Origin of the sequence: Lysobacter sp. yr284 (assembly GCF_900107375.1) — a bacterium.
In the GTDB taxonomy this organism is placed as follows: domain Bacteria; phylum Pseudomonadota; class Gammaproteobacteria; order Xanthomonadales; family Xanthomonadaceae; genus Lysobacter.
In genome coordinates, this window is the sequence record NZ_FNPT01000022.1 from 48,099 (window position 1) to 68,517 (window position 20,419).

Here is a 20,419-nt window from a genome sequence, read left to right on the forward strand (position 1 = left end):
TTCCCTATGTGTGCGCGTGTGCGCGCACGTGTGGGGGGTAACTAGCAACCGTGTCAGATGTGACAAGTCGTTGATTTTTCAGAGCACGAATTCAGACGCGCGGCGTCCTGCGCGGCAGCAGACGAAAGCCGATCAGGCCGCGTTGGCCCGTGGAGTTGCGATGCGGTTTGAGGCCACGGACCGCCAGCGCGGCGATCAGCCGCTTGATCGACCCGACGTATTCGCCGTTCTCCTCCGCCCAGACCTTCCAGCTTCCGTACAGGTCGCTGCTGAGCGCGAAAGCGTTGGGATCGAGGGCGCCGGCCACGGCCATCCACTGGCCGTGCGCATCCTCGTTTTCGAAGTAGTCCTGCGTGGCATCGCTGACGCTCGCGGGCGGTTCCAGCCCGTGCTGCTGCCAGTCGAGGCAGCCGTCGACCGCCCAGCGCAAGATGCCGTCGCGCTCGCCCAGCAGCTTCTGCGCCAGTTCGGGGTCGCGGCGTGCCGAAGGCACGGTCACCGTGAACGGGATCAAGTGCAGGCGACGCTTCATCGCCTCGTCCACGTTGCGGATGGCCGGCTTGTGGTTACCGGCGATGACGAGCTTGAACTGCGGGATGTACTCGAAGAAATCTTGTCGCATGAACCGCGCCATGATCTTGTCGCCGCCGGTGATCGCCTTGAGCTTGGATTCGTTCCAGCGTCGGCCCTCCTCCGTCTCCACGGCGGACACGAAGCGTGCGCCGCGCAGTCCGGCCAGTTCGGTCGGGTGCCGTTCGCCGCGGCTCTCCATGAACGTGTCCATCGGCGCGCTCGTGGCGTAGTCGCCGAGGATCGAAGTCAGCGTGTTCACGAACACGGACTTGCCGTTGGCGCCGGTGCCGTACAGAAAGAACAGCGCATGCTCGGTCGTGACGCCGGTCAGGCAGTAGCCGGCCATCCGCTGCAGGTAGGTCTGCATCTGCGCATCGCCGCCGGTGACGTCGGCAAGGAAGCGGCGCCACAGGGGGCTATCGCGCCCCATGCCTGCCGTCGCCATCCGGGTCAGCCGATCCGCACGCGCGTGCCGGCGCATCGTTCCGGTGCGCAGATCCACAGTGCCGATGGGCGTGTTGAGCGCCCAGACATCGCTGTCCCATTCCTGCGCCGACGACGAGTGTCGCGGGTCGCTGCGCGCCAAGCGCTCGACGCCCGCTACCGTCGAGGATGAGGCTAGCTTGGATCGCTGCGAGGGCCGCTCGGCCAGCGCGGAAGCCGCTCGGCAGACGCCGCGCACGAGATGCTGCACGACCAGGGTGCGGTCGGGATTCCATCGCGAGCCGGTCCAGCTCAACCACTGGCCCCATGCGGCGCAGTAACGCCAATCCTCGGCGTAGCGCCGGCTGAAGGCCAAGCCCAGGCCATCGTCGCTGGTCCAATCCAGCCCTTCGAAGTCCACGCTCGGAGGCGCCTCGTCGGTGCCCGCCGACAAGAACGTCCGCTCGCCGGCGCGGATGAAGCCCTCGATGTCGAAGCCGTCCGCGGCAGCGTCGGCGGCGTCCCAGCCTTGCGGCTTATCCTCCGGCAGATGCAGCACGGCCACCGAATCGGCGCCGGCCCGGAATGCCGCTTGCGCCGCCAGCATGGCGTACTCCCAGCCAGGCCGGTCTTTGTCCGGCCAGATCAGGACGTGCTTGCCGGCCAGCGGCAGCCAATCGGTTTTGTCGATCGGCGCGTTGGCGCCGTTCATCGCGGTTGTGGCGCAGAAGCCACGCTCGATGAGGGCGTCGGCGGACTTCTCCCCCTCGACTAGGACCGCCTCGACCGCAGCGGCGAGTCCAGGCTGGTTATAGAGCGGCCGCGGCGTCGGCGCCTGGTGCTTACGGCGCTTGGCGTCCCAAGGGCGATACTGCTTCCCCTCGGGCGGATCGTATCGGTACACACAGGCGATCAGCTCGCCATCGGCGTCGAGATAGTCCCAGCGCGCGGTTGCCGGCCCCAACTCGTCCATCGCCGGTTCGGCGCGACGGCGTTGCCGCGTTGCCGGCGCCGGCAGCGGGACACGCCCCAGCAGTTGGACGGCACGGTCCAGGACGGCAGGAAAGTCGCGCCGAGCGTCCAGACCGAAATGCTGCGCTATCAGGTCGAAAACGTCGCCGCCCTCGCCAGTGGCGTGATCGTTCCACAGCCCAGCCTTGTCGCCGGCCAGCGCCACTTCAAGGCTGTCCCCGGTGGTGCCATGGATATCGCCGATCGTGAACTTGCCGCGGTGTGCTTTACCTTTCGGATACAGGTCTTGCAGCACGCCCTGTAAGCGCAGCAGCAGTTCGCTGCGCACGGCGTCGCGCTGCGATGCGGGTGGTGCCGGCGCCGATGCGGCCTCGGCGTCGTTGAAGTCGTTCCAGGTGCTCAATGAGGCAGGCTCCAGCATCGGTCCTGCCAGGGGCAGGATCGGCAGGTGTAGTGGGTGGGGGTCGTGCTGATGCGGGGGAGCGCCTCGCCGGCATCGCAGGCACGCAAGATCTCGACGGCGCGGTCGGACGCGCGCTGCGCCAGCCCTCGGTCGAAGACCACGCGCTCGGCGTAGATGGCCATGTCGTCGGCGCAGACCGCGGTGAAGAGCGCCGGATGTTCGTGCAGGTCCAGATAGGCTTGGTAGAGCGCGACCTGCGCAGCGTAGACCGGACGGCTCGCGGCCAGCCGTTTCTTCTGTAGGTCGCGGAAGGTCTTGAGCCCAACCGCCTTGTTTTCCCAAAGCATGGGATAGCGGAAGCTGGCGGGGCCGGCGACGATGATGCCGTCCGCGTGACCGGCCACCCGCCCATCGGCGGCTTTGAATCCGAACTGGCCTCCGGCTTCGGTGTGCGTGCGTAGTTCGAAGCCGGCCAGGCGCAACCATTCGGCCATCCAGTCTTCCATGCGGTGTCCGCGCTTGAAGACGCGGAGAACGCGACCGGGGATATGCCGCCCGATGTCCTTGGGCGTGTCGAAGAATTGGAACTGCAGGCGGCGAGAACATTCCTCGCCCAGACTGGAAGCGCCAAGGTAAGGACGCGCCGGTTCCGCAGCGGCGCTACGCTCCAGCGCCACGTCGATCAGCGATCCCAGGTGCTCGGACACGTCGTGGGAGTTGAAATCGAGCATGGCGCTGACGTGGTCTAGAAGGGGATCGGGTCGTCGAATGGAGCGTCGTCGGAAACACGTGGGTTGGAGCGCTGGCGTATCGATGCTTCATACGCGCAGGTGACCGCTTCAACTACTTGGGTCGCCTGCGCTTGCGTGTACTGCGCGAGCGGGACATCGAATCCCACGCGGTCGGCAACCGACGCCAGCGCTTGCAGGCAGGCGCGCTGTGCCTGATGGGATAACGGCTGAGTCACGGGCAAAAGATCCTCCACCGACGCCGGATCGCTCCGGTATCGAGATGAGTAGAGTTGGTGGAACGCGTTCTGGCAGGTCGCCGAGCAGAAAGCCCAGCGATACGGCGCGCGCTGCGGATCAGTAACGGGGCGGCGGAGATCCAGATGGCCGAACCCGCGCGCGGGTCGGCCACAGCCCCAGCATGGCCTCATCGGCCATGACGCGACTTATCGAACACCCGGTCGCGGTACGCGATCAGGGCTTGAACGTGTTCCTCGTGCTGCACCGCCAGTTCCTGAAGCACCCGGATCTGAGCGTCCAGGTCGGCGGCGGTCAGCTCCCGCAGCTTCGTGTAGATGCCATCGCGATTCGGGTATCGGTCTTGCAAGATGATTCGTCGTCGCATGGTGCGCTCCAACTATTGCGCCCATGCCGGACGGCCGGACGGGGTCGTCGCAGCCGTCGTCGCCTGAGCGATGTGCGCCGGCATGTCGCGACTAATGGCCGGAGACTCCCCGCTCATGCACTCTCGGTACTGCGGATGGTCCGGCATGATCGGCATCTTGATCACCGCCTTGTCTTCGCCGTAGCTGTCCTTCTCCCAATCCACCTTGCCGGCGAACAGGACGCCGTCGAGGTCGCCGAAGCTCTCGATGCACCGGCCCTGCTGCGCCGCGGCGCTCATGTCGTCCGGATGCAGCGCGTGCGCGGAGTTGAGGACGCCCTTGATAAAGCTGCGGCCCATCTGGCCCCAGGTCGGACCCTTCGGGCTGTGCAGCCCGATCAGGGTCCACAGCTTGCGGCGCGCGTACTTGCCTTCGACCACGACGAACTCGGCGTTGAGATAGACCGCGCCGGTGTCGCCGCGCGTCGCCCATCCGTGCATCCAGCCGTTGGCCGGATCGTTGTAGCCGCCCGGCTTGATGGTCATGCGGACCTTGACCAGCGATCCCTTCGGGATCAGCGCAAAGGACGGGCTCTCGGCATCGTTGAAATTGTTCCAAGCGGAGGACATGGTTGACCTTCTTCTAGTGAGTGGACGATGGGCTCGGCGCCGCAGCCTCGGGCGCGCCGAGCTTGGTCATGAGCAGACCCAGGTTCGGGGGCTCAACGACGTCCAGGCGACCGGATCGGTCTTTGGCGGGGAAGCCCCAGGGGTTGGCGGTTTGGCAGACGAAGGCGCGGTACGGCTTGCCCTCCGCCGCCGGGATCTCGGCCAGGGTGATCACCTCATCGACAATGCCGGGCAGTTCCAGTCCGGTCTTGGAGCCGTCGATCTGGAGTTCGTAGTACCGGCGGTTGAAGTCGTCGGTCCGCTCATCGAGGATGCCGACGAACCAGACGTGGCGACCGCGCGCATGCTGGATGTGCGTCAGCCAAGCGACCATCTCCTGTCCGAGCAGTCCGTACGCGCCGCGCATGTCCGGCTTGTTGGTTCGCTCTGAGAACGCTTGCGGTTGTCCCTTGCACCACTGCAGGCACAGGCGCCCAGCCACCGTGATCGAGTCGATGAACAAGGTGCGGTAGCGATCGAGCACCTTCGGATCGCCATACTTCAAGCACGCCTGGTCGTAATGCCATTGGCTGAAGTACTGGCCGTCGCGCAACGCCGGGTTCGGTCCACCCAGGAAGACGGCCAGATCCCGGCAGTCGTCCCAGGTGCGCGGGCGCAGACTGTCACCCGGCCAATTCTTGACGGCCAGGTCGCCGGCCTCGATGTCCACGAACAACGTCGTGGCCGGGTCCAGCGTCCACAGCTGGTACGTTTTGCCCAGCCCCCAGCGCCCGACCAGCACGCCTTTGACGCCGCGCGCCTCGGCGAGGCGTTGGTCCGCGGTGATGATGGGCAAGGTCATCAGCGTCCTCCCAAAAGAGAACGCAGCAGTTCGTCCCAGGGATCGGAACCCGTGCTCGGCTTGCGCGGCTTCGTGGTCATGGCGCGGCTCGGCGCCGGTGCCGGGCGCGGCGGTGCCGCGCGCCGGATCAGCCACGACTCCTTGCCGGCGGCGGTTTCGACGGAAAGCAGAATCCAGTCGCCCCAACTCAAAATTGTGATTTTCATCACGATTCACTCTCCGTCAGCGACAGGCGGAAGTTGGGCTCGCCGGTCTTGAGCGTCCGGGCCGGATCGAAGGAAGCGCGCATCGGCGTCGGCCACGAGTTGTACTTCGTCTCGCTGACGCGGTAGCTGATCTCTACGAACTCGGTCGGATCGTCGCCAGCTGCGCGGATGCGCTCCACGATGCGACGCAGCTTGCCCTGGTCCCATTCGACCTTCTTCGGCAGCTCGCAGGCGATGCGCACAACGCCGTCGTTGAAGGAGACGGTCCCCGCATCCTTTCCGGCGGCGACGCGATGCACCGCGGCAATGCGGCTGTATCGCAGATCGAGCGCGCGGTCGACCAGCTCCGCGTTCGCTTTGGCGCGTGCGAGCGCGTCGTGCGCCTGCTTCTTCAGGTCGAGCAGCTGATCCGGTGGATAGGCGGCCAGTTCCGATGCGGGCCGACCGACGCAACGTTCCAATAGCGTCATGCGGCCACCTCCGCGGCGCCCGCAGCGCTGGTCGTGCTCGATCGCAACGACCGATTCTCGTAAGCTACGATGTCCTCCAGACGGTAGCGGATGCGCCGCTCCACCTTGAAGAATCGAGGGCCGACCTTCTCGCAGCGCCACCGCTGCAGGGTCTCCGGCTTGATGTCCCAGCGCTCTGCGAGCTGCTCGGGGGTCAGGTTGTTGCTGCTCACTGCCGACTCTCCTCTCGTCCACGGCACTCATGCCGGTGGTGAGAGCGTCCTCGGAAGTCCGCTAGAACTTAAAGCCAAGCTAGCTACAAGCTTGATAGAAGTTCGCTCTACTCTTGATAGAACTTTTCCGCGAAAAAGTCGCCAGTTCTAACGAAAGATGAATATTTTCGGCCCTAGGGCGCCGATCTTAAGCAAAAGTCAAGGTCTCATCTTGCGGCGCGTTCATCGCGTGATATAGGCTGCGGCGAAATCAAGCACCACCTGAAGTGGTCATTCGTGGACTGCCTATGAACAACAAAGGATTGTTGCACCACTCGCAGCGCTGCGACGCCCGTCGCCGCGCAACTGCACCGCCGCCGCATTCGTCGCCGATACGCATCGGCGATTCCAGCGGCTGTGTGCAACACCTGGTGCTATCCAGGTATCGCAGAGATCGTTCGATCTCTCGGTTGTAACTGCTTCCCAATCGGTGAATAGCTTTACTCGGACCTAAGAAGGCCCGATCGGAGTCGTTCGTCCCGAGATTCACCAAGGATTTATTGGCGTGCTCAAACTGTACTTGCGCTGGTTCGATCGAGAGCCGGTCGGTGCTCTGTTGCCTGCGAAAAGCAGTCGCGAGCTGATCGATCTCGATGCGCTGGGTGCGTTCACCGCGCCCCGCCGAACCCGAAGATATCGCTGCGTCGACTGCGGCCTCCTCGACACCGTCCATGTCTACCCGGCGGGCGATCACCTATTGCACTGCCAGCAGTGCGGCAGCCGCAGCATTGATCTGCAGGATAAGCCGTACCAGACGGTGCAGTTGCGGCACGAATGGCTGCCGCGCACGCTGAGCAAGCTGATGGTCGGCGACGTCACTTCACCGCAGGTGCTGGTACCCAACCGCGTCTGGCATCTGGCTGACATCGACAGCCCGCGCGGCCAGGTCGCGGTCATGCTGGTCCGCAGCGGTTGGCAGTGCGACTACGCCGCGGTGGCTTCGGTCCTGCGCAAGTTCGGTCGGCCGCGGCAGATCGTGCTGACGACCAGCCGTATCGAGCAAGAGGAGTTGAACAGTGCTGGGCGCGTGGTCATCCCATTGGCATCGGTCGCCAAACTCGACGCACAAGGACTCTGGCTGGAGCGCGAAACGCTCATAGAGCATTACCTGCGCGGCGTTAACCAAGCGCGCAAGCTGCTCCTGCACCCGACGCTGAAATCCGACCAGCACCTTTGGTTCGAACTCGGGCCAGACAACGCGTGGCTCCGCGTCAACAGCAGAACCGTCCGCCTATGGGGAAAACAGCGACTGTTCGTCGCCTCGATTGCCCGAGCGCACATCCGCAACCAGCCACATCGGCGCCTCGCCGATGCGGTCAACGACGCAGGCTACGAAGGCGATGTCCGCAGCCTGCACCAGATCTGCTCGCGTCGTGATTTCCGCGAGGTGATCGGCATCGCCGATGGCTTCGTCTGGATTCGCGACGATGTGCAGTAACCCGGCGCCGCCGCCTCGTCCACGGCGCGGCGAACGTCTATGACCGCCCACCGGACCGATGGAAAACCGCTCCCCACTACCCCTGCAAGAGAAGACAAATCTATGGAAACCAAACTGAGGCAAGACGTCACCCGAATCGCTCGCCGCGAAGCGCGTCTCATGGTCGCACCGCTGATGAAGCGGATCACGATGTACAAGAAGGAATTGGCGGCCCTCAAGGCACCGGCGCGGGCGACGCGCTCGACGGCGTCGAAGAATGCGTCGGCCACGGTGACCCTGCCTTCAAGGGTCAATCATCCGGCTCAGACCAGTGGCGAAGAGGCGCAGGCGTGGTACTCCACCAAGAACCTGATCGAACTGCGCGAGAAGTTTGATCTGTCCGCTGCAGGGATGGCGGACTTGGTCGGCGTCCGTCCGTGGTCGATTTATCGGTGGGAGGCGGGTGAAAAGCCCAGCGTCGCGTCGATGATCAAGGTCGCATCCCTTCGTAAGATCAGCCGTACCCGCGCGCTGCGCATGCTGGAGGAACTGCGAAATTCCGAAGCGTAAGGGAGCGACCGGCGACTCCTCGACCGGCAGGGCCGGTCGAGGAGCTTCAATCTCAGGCTGTAGCTGTAAGCAGACGTGCAATCTGATCGGCCGACAGCAGGTGGCCGACCTCGTCGTTCGCGGTTTCCTCTTTAAATAGCTCGATCATCGCTTCATAGCGCGGTAGCATCCTGCATCCCGAGTTGAAGTCTGCTCGGTCCGCGAAGTTCGGATGCTCATGTAGGTTAAGAATAAGATACCTAGCGGTCACAAGAAGAAGCTGCTCCTCCCGGCCGTCATATCCCGGAAAGCGTGGCGGACACGCGCTCGGCCCGACCTGCGCCATGATCCGCGCCTGATCCGCGCGCGGAAGCGCTTCATAGCTTTCCTCAAGCACCGACCACATCAGGATATGCATCCTGACCTTTGCGACGTGCGGCGGTGTGGGCTCGCTATGGAACAGACCTGCGTAACGTTCCAACAGCGACCATTCCTGGCCGTGGTAGAGAGCCTCTGTAACGAAGTCCGGGTCGACCTCGTCATCGTGGTCGCCGATGCCCAGCTTTCGCTGGATGCCAGCCAGCATCGCCACTACCAATCGTTGTTCGTTTGACAACTTCATTCAACTCCCCTGTAGTTCTGCTTTATCCATTAACGCGCGCGTGAGCGCTGATTTTCCAATGCCGAACGATATAGAAGGCGTCCCCACGCCTACGTTATTCATGATTAGCTAACTTTCAAGACAAGGGAAGCTTTGTCGCGTTCCATGCGACGAGCGACGTTTACGTTTCCCCCATGACGACGCTCTCCGCACCTACGGATGTCCATCTTCCAGCGGGTTTTCACTGGGAACAGGCAGGTTTGGGTTTGGCGCAGCACCATATCGCCGTACCCGATCTGGCCCCAGAGGTATGGTTAGCTTCTATCGGAAAAAGTGCGCACGGCTGCACAGCTACTATTCGTCGTCATCAGGCGCGGGCTTTCCGGATCGACCGCCCGTTCCGCACCGAAGCCGCGGCAGCCGGCTGGGTAGCCCGTTGGCTCGACCGGCAAGGCCATCTGATACAAGCCGAGCTGCAGGAGCGCCCCGCTTTACCCTGTGGCCGACCTGCGCCTGGCTCCGGTTAGCTCCGGTTGGCTTCGACTAGCCCCGATTAGCGAAATCCAACGTTCGACGGTGTCCTCGGGCACGCATAGCGTTGCGCGCATGTTCCTTTTGGAGGATACGCGTGTCCGAACCCACTACCCCACCGCTCGACTTCGACAGACTTCTCCGATCGTCCGAACTCGCAGACCGATGGCAATTGGCCGAATGCACTGTTCGCAAATGGCGGAGCAAGAACGTTGGCCCTGGGTACATCAAGATCGGCAGGAGCATCAGATACCACCCCGATGAAGTGCACCGCTACGAGCAAGCGATCAACGAGCGGCGGGCAGTGCCGTGAGCGCACCAGGTCTGCTCAGCACTGGGTCTACTGCTGAAACACGCCGAACCGAAGTCGCTCGCCTTCTTGCGCTCGCGCTGACACGGTGCCGGCGCGACGATAAACCCGCAGGTTGGACACGGAAGGGGGTTGCCAACCCGCGCGCGGGAAGCGTCCATGTCCCTCCCTTCAAACCGGGTCCAACCCAGCGATGAAAAGAGACACACCAGCAATGCCCGCAGTAACCGTCGCCCGCGTCATCGCGCTACGAAAGATGACCATGCGCGATCTGAGGGCGCAATGGTCGGAGTTGTTCGAGAATGATCCACCTGTCGACCAGCGCCGGTTTCTTGAGCGACGCATCGCGTACCGGCTTCAGGAACTCGCTTGGTCGAAGCACCATGCAGCCGAACTCGATGCAAACCGTGCACGGATCGCCCTGCTCGTCGACAAGGGCAAGCTCCCTCCACGCGTGCGCAACGGCAAGCCGATGCCGGGGTCGGTGCTGATCCGGCATTTTGCGGGACAAGATCACGTTGTAACGGTCAAGGCCGACGGCGACTTCGACTATCGCGGCCAAAGCTTCACCAGCCTTTCCGCGCTCGCCAAGCACATCACCGGCACGCCTTGGTCTGGACCGGTGTTCTTTGGATTGCGCAGCGCCGGCACCAAGACGAAGGGAGGCCCGCGATGAGCGACTCGGAGACCTCGCGTCGTCTGCGCTGCGCGGTGTACACGCGCAAGTCCACCGAGGAGGGGCTGGAACGCGAGTACAACAGCATCGAAGCCCAGCGCGACGCGGGTCAAGCCTTCATCGCCAGCCGCCGTGCTGAAGGCTGGATTCCCGTCGCGGACGACTATGACGACGCTGGCTACTCGGCGGCCACGTTGGCTCGCCCCGCGTTAGAACGTCTGCTGGACGACATCCGCGCCGGCAAGATCGACATCGTCGTTACCTACAAGATTGATCGGCTTTCCCGAAGTCTGCGCGACTTTCACCGGCTGTGGGAGCACATGACGGCGCACGGGGTCGAGTTCGTCGCCGTGACGCAGCAGTTCAACACGACGGACGCGATGGGTCGGCTGATGCTCAACATTCTTCTCTCGTTCGCCGAGTTCGACCGCGAACTGGACGTGGAGCGCGCGCGCGACAAGATGATCGCGAGCAAGAAGAAGGGCCTGTGGATGCACGGCGTTCCGCCCCTGGGCTACGACTTGCGGAACCGCCGGCTCGTGGCTGACCCCAAGGAGGCGCCGCTGGTCCGCTGGATTTTTCAGCAGGTCGCCGCAGGCGTGCCGACGTCGAAACTGGTGGCCGCGTTACGTGACCGCGGGGCGACCTCGAAGGTCTGGACTACTCGGAACGGACGGCAGATCGTCGGCAAGGCTATCGACAAATCTCTGCTGTACAAAATGCTCGCCAACCGCACCTACCTCGGGGAGCTTCGCCACGGTGCTCAGTGGTTCCCCGATTCGCACGAAGCCATCATCGATCCGGAACTCTGGGCAGAGGCGCAGGCGGCAACCGCGACGCGGCAGCGCGCGTTGCCTTCGCCGGACACCTCCAAGATTCCCTTTCCTCTGCGTGGGCTGGTTTTCGCGGCGGACGGCAGGGCCATGACGCCTTGGCATACCACCAAGCGCAATGGTCGAACGTATCGTTACTACGTCCACACCCGCGCGCTGCATGAAAGCGCCAAGCTCCTGAAGCTGCCTCGCGTCCCTGCAGGCGAGCTGGAAGCCGCCATTATCGAGCAACTGCGGAGTGTCCTGCGCGCACCGGAGCTTATTTCCGCCATGTTGCCGCAGGCCGTCGCCCTGGACGCCAGTCTGGACGAGCCGCAGATCATGGTGGCCATGCTGCGCCTGCATGAGATCTGGGAGTACCTTGCCGGGCACGAGCAGGCGCTGATGCTTCAACTACTGATCGAGCGCATCGTCGTCCACGAAGACCGCGCTGAGTTGCGACTGCGCCCGCTGGGTCTGACTACCTTTGTCCACGAACTAGAGCAGCACGAAGCCATCGAGGCGTCCGCATGAGCAAGTTCAAGGTCCAGATCGCCACCGGCAGCGACGGCTCTATCGCTTTCGATGTCCCGCTTCGGATCACAAAGCGCGGCTACCGCAAGCTCGTTCAGCTCACCGGGCCCGAGACCGCCGAGCGGCCATGGGACGCTCGGCCGACCGCGCTCCAGCGTGCGCTTGGTCGCGCGGAACGCTGGCGTCGGATGCTGGAATCCGGCGAAGCAACGTCGATCAGCGATCTGGCGGCCAAGGAGGGCACAGACTTCAGCTACATCGCCCGGCTGCTCAACCTCACGACTTTGGCGCCGCAGCTAGTAGCGGCCATCTTGGATGACACGCTACCCAGCGGCACGACCGTCAACGACCTAGCAATTAATGCACCTTTACTATGGTGCGAACAGGTCAGGCGGTTGGCGCTAAAGCGCGGCCCTCTGAGGTGACTATGGTCGCCTAGCGCATGATCATCTGACGCGATGTTTGGTTCGCCGCTGCTTTGAGACGACTGGGGTCACTCTATAAATGCAGCGAAGCGGCTAGTCTCTTCGGCCTCCACTTTTACACCCCGGGCATCCGCGGTGTACATGACGCTAGAGCCTTCCTCAGGAAGATCTTCGGTGAGGATAAATCTTAGGAATTCTTCGAACAGGTCATTTTTGCTCCAGCCGTCAACGCCGTGCGTGGTTAGCCAAGGAAGCCAGCTTCTGGGCGTTTTTTTCCACTGCTCTTGCTGAAGTCCCAGACCGCCACCATTGCTCCTTGGGTGGCGAATGTATTACGTAGCTCGACGAACGTTCTTTCCGGCTGGACCGCCATGCAGGATGCACCAAACGCCCAGCAGAGCATTCCTCCACGCCCTCCCTTTGCGGTTGCTGAGTCGCCGGGGTTCGTCGCCATAGCTACCCGCGTAGGCTTGACGACACTAACGGCGGAACTCCAATACGCCACCCGATCTGCAATCATGCGGAGTGCTACGACCACTCGCTCTCGCGCGCGTCAAAATCGGCCCTTGCGACATCAATGTCAGCAATGTGGCTGTGTGCCCAGGTCCCGAGTGCGATGACAGGCTCGGTAAGCGAACGCCCGAGCGAAGTGAGTTCGTACTCGACACGTGGAGGCATGACCGCATACACCGTGCGCTTGATCAGCCCATCGCGCTCCAGGCCACGTAAGCAGAGCGTCAACATTCGCTGCGATATCCCATTTATAGCGCGCTTGGTTTCGGTGAACCGCCGTGGCTTTTCAGCCAGGAACATGATGATCAGGACGCTCCACTTCTCGCCGACACGAGCGAGCACCTGACTTACCCTCTGGCAGTCCGCGCTCTCAAGATGAGGAGTTTTAGTTACATTCATTGCACCAGGTTTCATAGATGTGCCTTATTGTTCGGTCCAATCGCGGCAGGCTATATTGTAGGCGTGGTAGCCCCTATATATCCATGGCAGGCGATGAACCTTCTACACATCGACTCCAGCATCCTCGGCGATAACTCGGTCGGCCGCCAGTTCACCGCCGTTATTGACGCGAAACTGCTAGCGACCAAACCTTCGGCATCAGAAGGTGGTGGAGGTGATGGCACCTTGATCGTTAGGCCTCCGCGTAAGGAAAGGTAATCAAGATCAAAGGGCTTGGCGGATGTCAGGCCCCTCATGCGCACGAAAGGCTATCGCCGCGTTTAAGTAAAAGCTGGCCTCATAGCGGAGGGACGTATCGAGGATTCCTTCTAGATGCCTTCCAAGGGCATAGCATGGAACGCATCGTCGCTTCACAGGGTATCTGCACATCCGGCTGCGTCGGGATTAAACGGACAATACTGAAAGATATCTAGTGCGAACATCTAGATGACGCAACGCTCCTTAGTTGCAGCACTACACAAGAAGAACATTCGGATACAACGAGAACCCGTTTCAACGTATACCTCGTGCGCCGCTTCGTACTTCGGTGCATCTCCAGTTCTTATCGCCGTGATCCGCTGCCGTCAATTCGCTCGAAGGAGCTGACGGCAGATTAGGCTGTCCGTGCAATGGGGTCGGACTAATTTTTCCGGGACGCAGCCAATGCAACGGAATGGACTGGAATTATCTCAGAAGAAGCTAATAAGGCGAGCAGTCTAGAAGATGATTTGAAACTCTATGCACAAAAACCCATTTTGGTCGCTTTGCAATTCAGATCAGGGCCCGAATGGATAACGCACCAGATATTGTTGCAAATGATTCTTATTTTTTGTTGTTGCGCGACAGGTCGCACACTTTTTGATCACGCAGTTGAGGTGGCGGTTGAGTTTCGCTGCGTGTTTCCCGAGCTAACAGCCTCAAGGAGCAGTTCGAAAAATGAAGGCAATGCAGGTCATTTCAGGTGCAGCGGTCTTGTTGCTTCTTGGAGTCGCTTTGTTTTATGTGAACTCAAGGAACGAACCGCTGGAAGCTATCGGAAGCAAGCCTAAGTCATTGACGCCGGTTAACGGCGACGGACGATCCGGTGTCCAGATCGCCACTTCGCAATCGCAGAAGGCCGACGTCGTTGATTGGGCAATGTCTAACGGCGGCTATCAAGATCCCCGCGCGGTAACCTCAAGAGAAAATCAAACTCCTCCCGCCGGGCGAGCCATAGATGTCATTCGTAGATTGACGCCGCAGGCAGAGCAAGGTGACGCACGTGCTGCGCTTCAGATATTTCAGAAGCTGGAGCAATGTCAGGATGCGATGAAGACAGACGTCCGCGCAGGCGGATTGGCCGATCAAGCATCCCATGCAGGCGATCGTAGCTATGCCTTGAAGCAAATAGAGGCTGTACTGAAGGACTGTCAGGGGATCGAGGAACAAGACTTCGCGAGCATGGCCTATTGGCTAGAAAATGCCGCCGACGGCGGAAATCTACTTGCAATGCTTCGATACAGCAGTGCCGGTTCTCGGATCGTGGTAGGGGACGCGACAGAGATGCTACGCAATCCCGAACGAGTGATCGAGTACAAGAAGAAGGCTCTCGGATACTTGCACCAAGCCTCCGCAAAGGGCGTGCCTGAAGCGATGCTGTCGCTAGCAAATACATACAAACATGGGGTTATGACCAAAGAAGACCCCGTACAGGCCTATGCGTATGCGTTGGCAGCGCAAATGGTGCATCCCAGTGGCCCGCCCGGCGGCCAAGCCCAATTCTTAAGTATCTACTCTGATGGTCTTTCGCCTGAAAATTTGGCGAAAGGAAAAGTGTTGGCTCGTGATGTTTATGACAAGTGCTGCGTTAAATAAGGAGATATACGATGCAGAAAAAATGGGTACTTCCAGCTCTCGTTGGTCTAGCTGTTCTTATTGGATCGGCGGCGGCAGGCCGAATTCTGACCATCCACAAGTGCGGCACGGGTTGGGACTGCAAGATCCAGACACCAATTCCTGATTCTGACACCGAAAACAACCTGTGGTCGTTGGTCCAGACGTTCCAATCGCTTAACAAAAAAAACCGCGCTCAGGCGGGCGACACCATCACAATATGCAATGCGACTATCTGTGCTGACTACACCTTGACTGAAGATTTCAAGTTCACGGGTAGCGGAACTCGTCCGCAAACGAATAACCGTCCACCAGTTACCGGAGGTGGCCGCCCTCCTGGCGCGGGCGGCGGCGGCTCTAACCCCGGATTTCCTTCCCTTCCGGGCGGCGGGAGCGTTAACGTAGGAAATCCTTCCCGATGCGGGTTTCCCGATCCGCCGTGCCGGTAACGGCCGTCACCTCGCGAAACTCCCACGGCCCGCATTGCGGGCCGTTTTCGTGGTTGACCTCCTCCTGCCCTACGGAAGGTCTGAACAACTCACCCTGATCTGCGAAAATAAGCGAGAGACCCAAACGAGTTAAAGCCATGCGGCGTTCCTTCGGAGATGCGGAGTACAACGGCAAGCGCAAGCGGACGCGGCGGGAGATCTTCCTTGCCGAGATGGACCAAGTGGTGCCGTGGCAGGATCTGTTGGGATTGATCGCGCCGCACTACCCGAAGCTGGGCCAACCAGGCCGGCAGCCGTATCGTCTGGATACGATGTTGCACGTGCACTTTTTGCAACAGCCGTGTGCGCTGAGCGACCCGGCAATGGAAGAAGCGTTGTACGACACGGTGTCGATGCGCCGCTTCGCTCAGCTGCCCGATGAGACGACGATTCTCAACTTCCGCCGCTTGCTGGAGCGGAACGATTTGGCGCGGCCATTGTGCGAGCGAGTCAACGCGCATTTGGCTCGCAGGGGCCAGAGCCGACGCGGCGGCACGATCGTTGATGCCACGATCATCAGCACGCCCAGTTCGACCAAGAACGCCGATGGCGAGCGTGATCCGCAGATGCATCAAACCAAGAAGGACAACCAGTGGCACTTCGGAATGAAAGCGCATATTGCGCGTGGACGATGAGTCCGGCCTGGTGCATCACGTGGAATGCACAGCAGCCAAACTGGCGGACATCACCCAGGTGCACAAGCTGCTGCACGGCCGAGAGGATACGGTGTGCGGGGACTGTGGCTGCACGGGTGTGGAGAAACGAGAGGATATGCGCAAGTGTAAGGCGCGCTACCTGATTGCCGAGAAGCCTTCGACGCTGTGTAAGATCAAGGGCCGGAGCGAGTTGAAATGGGCATTGCGCTGGGAGTACACGAAGGCCAGCCTGCGGGCGAAAGTGGAGCAACCGTTCCGGGTCATCAAGCGCCAGTTCGGCTATACCCAGGTGCGGTATCGCGGCTTGGCGAAGAACTTGGCGCAGGTGCTGACGCTGTTCGCGTTGTCGAATCTGTGGATGAAGCGAAAGCAATTCTTACCGAACCCAGGATGCGTGTGTTTGTGAGGCGGGAGATTCCTCCGCAAGGCGCCGCAAGCAGCACCCGAAGCGATACCCGCAACGTGTTGGATGCAATTCGCACGGCATCTGCGCACTCAGGGCGAGTTGTTCAGACTTTCCCTACGTGAATTCCAACTACCCCGGTCGCTGATTCGAGCCGAAGCTGCTTTGCGATCTTCGCAGGAGAAATTTGAAGATTGACGAAATTGGTAAAGTGTTCGGCGGGTTTGCAACTCGACGAAAGTACGTATCTTTCTTCGAATGGATCGATAGAGAGGGTAAAGAACTAGGTGTCGCGGAAGAGCTTCTTGACGATGCCGAACGAACTCAGTAGTTAGCAGGGCTGGAGCTAAAGGAGACCGGGACGTTAATCGTTAGGCAACCACCTGCCGGGAGCGTCGTGGCGGTCAAACTGACCGTGTTTCCGCCCGCGGCGCCACCGGTACCCGACGAACAAGTGGCGCCTCCCGAACCTGTGCAGGTCCAAGGAGCTGACAAGGTAATGCCGGCCGGAAAATTGTCAGCAATACCAGCCCCGTTCGCGGGATCCGCTCCAGCGGCATTACAGGCCGTGAGTACATAAGTCGCCGAGCCACCCGGGGTGTAGGTGGACACTCCAGGGCCATCGCTCTTGGTGATGGAAAGCGCTGAAGTGTTCAGGCGATTGGTGAAGGTGCAGGTGACCGCCTGGGCGCGGCCGTTGGCGGCGGCGCCGGTGACCGACACCGGCAGGGTGATGTTGACGCTGGTGCCGGTGCCGGTGCCGTTCGCGACTGCGGCGCCGGCGCCGTTCACGCAGGTGTAGGTGGCGGTGTACAGCGCGGTGGTTCCGGCGCTGGGCACTTCGACCACGGCGGTCGTGATCGCGGTGGTGGCGATGTTCTGGGCGACGGTGAGATCGGGCACGCCCGATGCGCTGTTGTGATACAGCGTGCGGAAGCCGGTAGTGCTGTTGTGGCCCTGGTTGACCGCGAACGCGATGCCGCCAATGCCCAGGTCGAAACGGCCGGTGGCGTTGGTGGGATTGAGCTGTTTGATGACCCGGATGACCGGCTTGATCTCGATCATGTAGTCCTCGACCTCGCCGCTGTCGACGCGGCCGGTTGGGGTGGCGGTGCTCAGCTGCGCGCCCTGGCTCGCGCGCAGGCGCACGTAGGTGCGGCCCGCGGTGGTGGCGATCGGCACGGTCCAGTTCAAGGTGGTCGAGGTCGTGCCGTTGGCGACCGCGTTGCACACGCCTTCGGCGGTCTCGAACACGCCGTTGCGGTTGAAGTCGATCCAGCCGCACACGCCGCCGACGGCGGTGCTGCCACTGAGCGTGGGCGCGAGTGAGTAGGTCTGGCCGATCAGGCCGGTGTGCAGGGGCGGCAGCGGCGTGGTCAGGCCGTCTTCGTCGCCGCCGTTGACGCCGTTGTTGTCGGCGCCGGTGGCGACCGCGTTCGGGCTCGGCGTTACCGCCGGAACGTTGTTGAACACGTTGGTGTTGTCGGCGTCGATGCTTGCGCCCAGACGCAGGCCGTCGACGATGTGGCTGGCCGCTTCGATCGGGTCGTAACTGGCCGGCGCGTCGCCGAAGTCTTCGTCGACGGTGGCGGCGACCATGTAGCCGTCGGCGCTGAGCGTGTTGCCGATGGAGGCGTTGAAAACGTTGCGCGCGCCCGACATGCCGATGGTGAAGGTCACCGAGGTCACCGTGCCGTTGACGCGAACGCTACCGCAACCGCCGAACCGGGTGGCCGGCGCGGCGATGGTGGTGCAGTCGGTGCCGTTGTATGTGGTGGTGTTGACGTCGACCAAAGTACCGGCGGTGAGCGGCGCCAGATTGACCGCGCCGGGCAGCGCGGTGAGGGTCGCGCCGCCGGGGACCGAGCCGGTCAAGGTGTGGGTGACTCGGCCGGAGGTGATCGTGACGGCGTCGCCGGGCATGCTGCGCACGCTGCCGAGGCCGAGGAAGTGCAGGACCGGATTGGTCACCGGCCGGCTGAAGCTGATCGTAAATGTGCTGCCGATGTCGGGGCAGGCCACGGTGGTGGCGGCGTTGTTGGTGAAGTTGCACGACTCGCCGACGGTTTGCAGCTGGATGCCGGTGGTGGTGATCGGCACGTTAGGACTGAACATCGTCGCGGCCGCGCCGCCCAAGGTGGTCAGCGGCACGTTGTTGGCGATGATCTGCACGTTGGTGCCGCCGGCGAGCGTGTAGGTCGCGGTCAATGCGGAAGGGTAGGACTTGTTCGAGGAACCGGCGGTACCGGTGCTGCCGGTCGCGGTGACATTGTTGAACTGCGCGGCCGACGCGTTCAGAGATGAGGCTAAGCAGGAAGCGGCAAGTAGCGGAACGACAAGGATCGAGCGACGCATGGAGCTGGCCTCGGATTAGGCGCGATTTAGGAGAAAAATTTGGATGGTTAGCGCGACGTCAGAGCGGGCGGTCCGACGCTCCAGCGGGACGATTGTGGAAGTAGGGCAATTGGTCGACGCCGCCGGGGCCGACAAGCACGCTGATCGCGCTTAGATCGACCATGTACCTACGGGGCGCCCGGAAGCCGCGCAAATTTAAGGCTTGAGTGCTGCTGCCCTTGCCTGCCTCAGTTGGACTCAACTCCAGAATCGAGCCGCCGTAGGTAGCGATCCGGACGCAGTGATTCGTTCGTCGGCCTGAGCGAGTAGACATTTGTAGGCCCCTCGGTGATGTCGATCTTCACCAGCCCGAGCACGTCGTCAATTAGCAGGCACGGGCGCGTTCATGCGCATTGCTTCGCTAACGTAGCCCCTTCCTAGATGGACGATGTGCATGCGGCCAAGCTCGATGCGAACGATCAAGCCGGATGCGCATTGGTGAATACAGACGAGTTCAGCGAACGCTATTTCTGGCTCTCGGTAGTGGATCGAAAATCGAGCGGTACTGCTCCATCGGTAAGCAGTGGTCGGGATCCCAGCACTTATCCAAACTCCAGCGGAGCCATACCTCAGATCCTTGCTTGCCTTCCTTCGCTGCTTCGCATCGATCAGAAGCGGTGGCGCCGTTCCGCAACAAGGTGGCGATCTGCAACAAGTTCGGCTAGAACATCGATTAGGAAACCGATGAGCGTCGGCCGGGCCTAAATCGGCAGGCCTGATTCGGCTTCTATGAAGCGCTGTCTGAGATGCCTGTTCGGATGACCAATGCCTGAGACGCCGCCATGAACCTGCGAATGTGCTCGTCGGTCAGCCCTCTCGACGGCAAGATGGCCTGACCTTTATTGTTGAACATCGCGCCGCTGTGACCTTCGATGTCGGGTGTGAGCAGCAGCGGTGCAATGCGCATGGCATAGACGTTGGCGGATGGCATCATCAGTCCAATCAGTGCTTCCACTACGCGTGACTTCAAGGTGTTCTTGCCGAGGAGGTTGTCGCGGATGTTCGTCTTGATGGGGCCGGGATTCAGGCCGAAGAACGTGGCGTTCGGATAGCGCTTAGCTGCGTCGAGCACCAGCATTTCGTTGCCAGCGACAGTGTTCATGTGCGCAGGCATTACTTTGTAAGATTTCTCAGCGTTGAGGTCATCCGGCTTGCCAACCTGACCGGCGCCTGGATAGCCCATGAGAAACACGCGCGGCTTCCCGGAAGAGCTGGGACGTTTCGTGCCCAGCTTGGGAGCGATGGCGTGCAAGATGACCAGTCGATTGAGAAAGCTAACGGCCAAGTCACGTTCAATGCCTTCCGCCGTTTCCTGGCGTTCCGGGGCGGCGAAGATGCCGGTGGTGAAGATCACCATGTCCAATGTTTCCGTCGGCAGCTCTGCAGCAACCCGCTTTGCTTCCCGCATCAAGCTCAGGTCGGCTTGGATAAAAGCTATCCCGGGTACTCCCGCATCGCGGAAGGTTTGTCCTACGACCACGACATCGGCGCCGAGCAACGCCAAATGCCGGCTCAAGGCGCGACCAATGCCGCCAGTTCCGCCGATGATTGCGACCCGTTTGCCCTCGACATCCAACGCTTGTGCATCGGGATAGTTCCAGACCAAGTGCTTGTCCCGCCTCATGATGACTTTCTCAAACTTCAGGTTGGGAAATCATCCCCTGCTTCGCTTGCGGGATAAACATGTTATTTTGGACAA

At 61.6% G+C, this 20,419-nt stretch carries 20 protein-coding genes; 7 read left to right on the top strand and 13 right to left on the bottom strand.

The annotated features are described in order from the left end of the window. Positions 1-91 precede the first annotated feature (91 nt). From BLV01_RS21685 to BLV01_RS21715, 9 genes are all read right to left on the bottom strand, one after another. Complete coding sequence (locus tag BLV01_RS21685) at positions 92-2,371, bottom strand: phage/plasmid primase, P4 family (protein WP_254782727.1); 2,280 nt, start codon at positions 2,369-2,371, stop codon at positions 92-94. Further along, positions 2,368-3,102, bottom strand: coding sequence for a hypothetical protein (locus tag BLV01_RS21690; protein WP_091805037.1), 735 nt, complete (start codon positions 3,100-3,102; stop codon positions 2,368-2,370). Before BLV01_RS21690 ends, BLV01_RS21685 begins: the two co-directional genes overlap by 4 nt. A gap of 14 nt (positions 3,103-3,116) precedes the next feature. Beyond that, on the bottom strand, positions 3,117-3,338 hold the full coding sequence (locus tag BLV01_RS25860) for a DUF6511 domain-containing protein (RefSeq protein WP_139179032.1): 222 nt from the start codon (positions 3,336-3,338) through the stop codon (positions 3,117-3,119). 188 nt (positions 3,339-3,526) lie between these two features. Further along, a complete protein-coding gene (locus tag BLV01_RS21695; RefSeq protein WP_057945739.1) occupies positions 3,527-3,724 on the bottom strand; it encodes a hypothetical protein in 198 nt (65 codons plus the stop codon). 12 nt (positions 3,725-3,736) lie between these two features. Then, a complete protein-coding gene (locus BLV01_RS21700; protein WP_091805043.1) occupies positions 3,737-4,333 on the bottom strand; it encodes a hypothetical protein in 597 nt (198 codons plus the stop codon). Positions 4,334-4,346: 13 nt separating this feature from the next. Next, positions 4,347-5,174, bottom strand: coding sequence for an ATP-binding protein (locus BLV01_RS21705; RefSeq protein ID WP_057945737.1), 828 nt, complete (start codon positions 5,172-5,174; stop codon positions 4,347-4,349). Then, complete coding sequence (locus BLV01_RS25865; protein ID WP_139179035.1) at positions 5,174-5,380, bottom strand: hypothetical protein; 207 nt, start codon at positions 5,378-5,380, stop codon at positions 5,174-5,176. The genes BLV01_RS21705 and BLV01_RS25865 overlap by 1 nt, the downstream gene beginning before the upstream one ends. Further along, positions 5,380-5,850 (bottom strand): hypothetical protein, encoded by a 471-nt coding sequence (locus tag BLV01_RS21710; RefSeq protein WP_057945736.1) that lies wholly within the window; start codon positions 5,848-5,850, stop codon positions 5,380-5,382. The genes BLV01_RS25865 and BLV01_RS21710 overlap by 1 nt, the downstream gene beginning before the upstream one ends. Further along, a complete protein-coding gene (locus BLV01_RS21715; protein WP_057945735.1) occupies positions 5,847-6,062 on the bottom strand; it encodes a helix-turn-helix domain-containing protein in 216 nt (71 codons plus the stop codon). Before BLV01_RS21715 ends, BLV01_RS21710 begins: the two co-directional genes overlap by 4 nt. 544 nt (positions 6,063-6,606) lie before the next feature. On the opposite strand from BLV01_RS21715, the gene BLV01_RS21720 reads away from it, so the two are divergent. Beyond that, complete coding sequence (locus BLV01_RS21720) at positions 6,607-7,539, top strand: hypothetical protein (protein WP_138884518.1); 933 nt, start codon at positions 6,607-6,609, stop codon at positions 7,537-7,539. Positions 7,540-7,641: 102 nt separating this feature from the next. Further along, the gene (locus BLV01_RS21725; RefSeq protein WP_175429077.1) at positions 7,642-8,088 is read left to right on the top strand and encodes a helix-turn-helix transcriptional regulator; all 447 of its coding nucleotides are present in this window, start codon (positions 7,642-7,644) and stop codon (positions 8,086-8,088) included. A 52-nt stretch (positions 8,089-8,140) separates the two neighbouring features. Here BLV01_RS21725 and BLV01_RS21730 read toward each other — a convergent pair whose 3' ends face one another. Next, positions 8,141-8,689 carry a YfbU family protein gene (locus tag BLV01_RS21730; RefSeq protein WP_082644217.1) on the bottom strand — a complete coding sequence of 183 codons (549 nt, stop codon included), beginning with the start codon at positions 8,687-8,689 and terminating at the stop codon, positions 8,141-8,143. A gap of 1,034 nt (positions 8,690-9,723) precedes the next feature. On the opposite strand from BLV01_RS21730, the gene BLV01_RS21735 reads away from it, so the two are divergent. From BLV01_RS21735 to BLV01_RS21745, 3 genes are read left to right on the top strand one after another with little or no spacing between them, the layout of a single operon-like run. Continuing rightward, complete coding sequence (locus BLV01_RS21735; protein WP_175429076.1) at positions 9,724-10,185, top strand: DUF2924 domain-containing protein; 462 nt, start codon at positions 9,724-9,726, stop codon at positions 10,183-10,185. Next, a complete protein-coding gene (locus BLV01_RS21740; protein ID WP_091805048.1) occupies positions 10,182-11,531 on the top strand; it encodes a recombinase family protein in 1,350 nt (449 codons plus the stop codon). Before BLV01_RS21735 ends, BLV01_RS21740 begins: the two co-directional genes overlap by 4 nt. Next, complete coding sequence (locus tag BLV01_RS21745; RefSeq protein ID WP_091805051.1) at positions 11,528-11,956, top strand: hypothetical protein; 429 nt, start codon at positions 11,528-11,530, stop codon at positions 11,954-11,956. The genes BLV01_RS21740 and BLV01_RS21745 overlap by 4 nt, the downstream gene beginning before the upstream one ends. A gap of 528 nt (positions 11,957-12,484) precedes the next feature. Here BLV01_RS21745 and BLV01_RS21750 read toward each other — a convergent pair. Beyond that, positions 12,485-12,883, bottom strand: coding sequence for a winged helix-turn-helix transcriptional regulator (locus BLV01_RS21750; RefSeq protein WP_254782728.1), 399 nt, complete (start codon positions 12,881-12,883; stop codon positions 12,485-12,487). A 960-nt stretch (positions 12,884-13,843) separates the two neighbouring features. Between BLV01_RS21750 and BLV01_RS25880 the strand changes: the two genes are divergently transcribed. Both BLV01_RS25880 and BLV01_RS21755 read left to right on the top strand, forming a co-directional pair. Continuing rightward, on the top strand, positions 13,844-14,761 hold the full coding sequence (locus BLV01_RS25880; protein ID WP_139179038.1) for an SEL1-like repeat protein: 918 nt from the start codon (positions 13,844-13,846) through the stop codon (positions 14,759-14,761). A 604-nt stretch (positions 14,762-15,365) separates the two neighbouring features. Beyond that, a protein-coding gene (locus tag BLV01_RS21755) for an IS5 family transposase (RefSeq protein ID WP_091805057.1) occupies positions 15,366-16,329 on the top strand; the annotation gives its coding sequence in 2 pieces (ribosomal slippage) (positions 15,366-15,890 and positions 15,892-16,329; 963 coding nt in all). 321 nt (positions 16,330-16,650) lie between these two features. Here BLV01_RS21755 and BLV01_RS27145 read toward each other — a convergent pair. After that, entirely contained in the window at positions 16,651-18,681 is a 2,031-nt protein-coding gene (locus tag BLV01_RS27145) for a GEVED domain-containing protein (RefSeq protein ID WP_139179041.1), read from the bottom strand. 766 nt (positions 18,682-19,447) lie between these two features. After that, entirely contained in the window at positions 19,448-20,344 is an 897-nt protein-coding gene (locus BLV01_RS21765; protein ID WP_091805063.1) for an SDR family NAD(P)-dependent oxidoreductase, read from the bottom strand. Positions 20,345-20,419 lie beyond the last annotated feature (75 nt).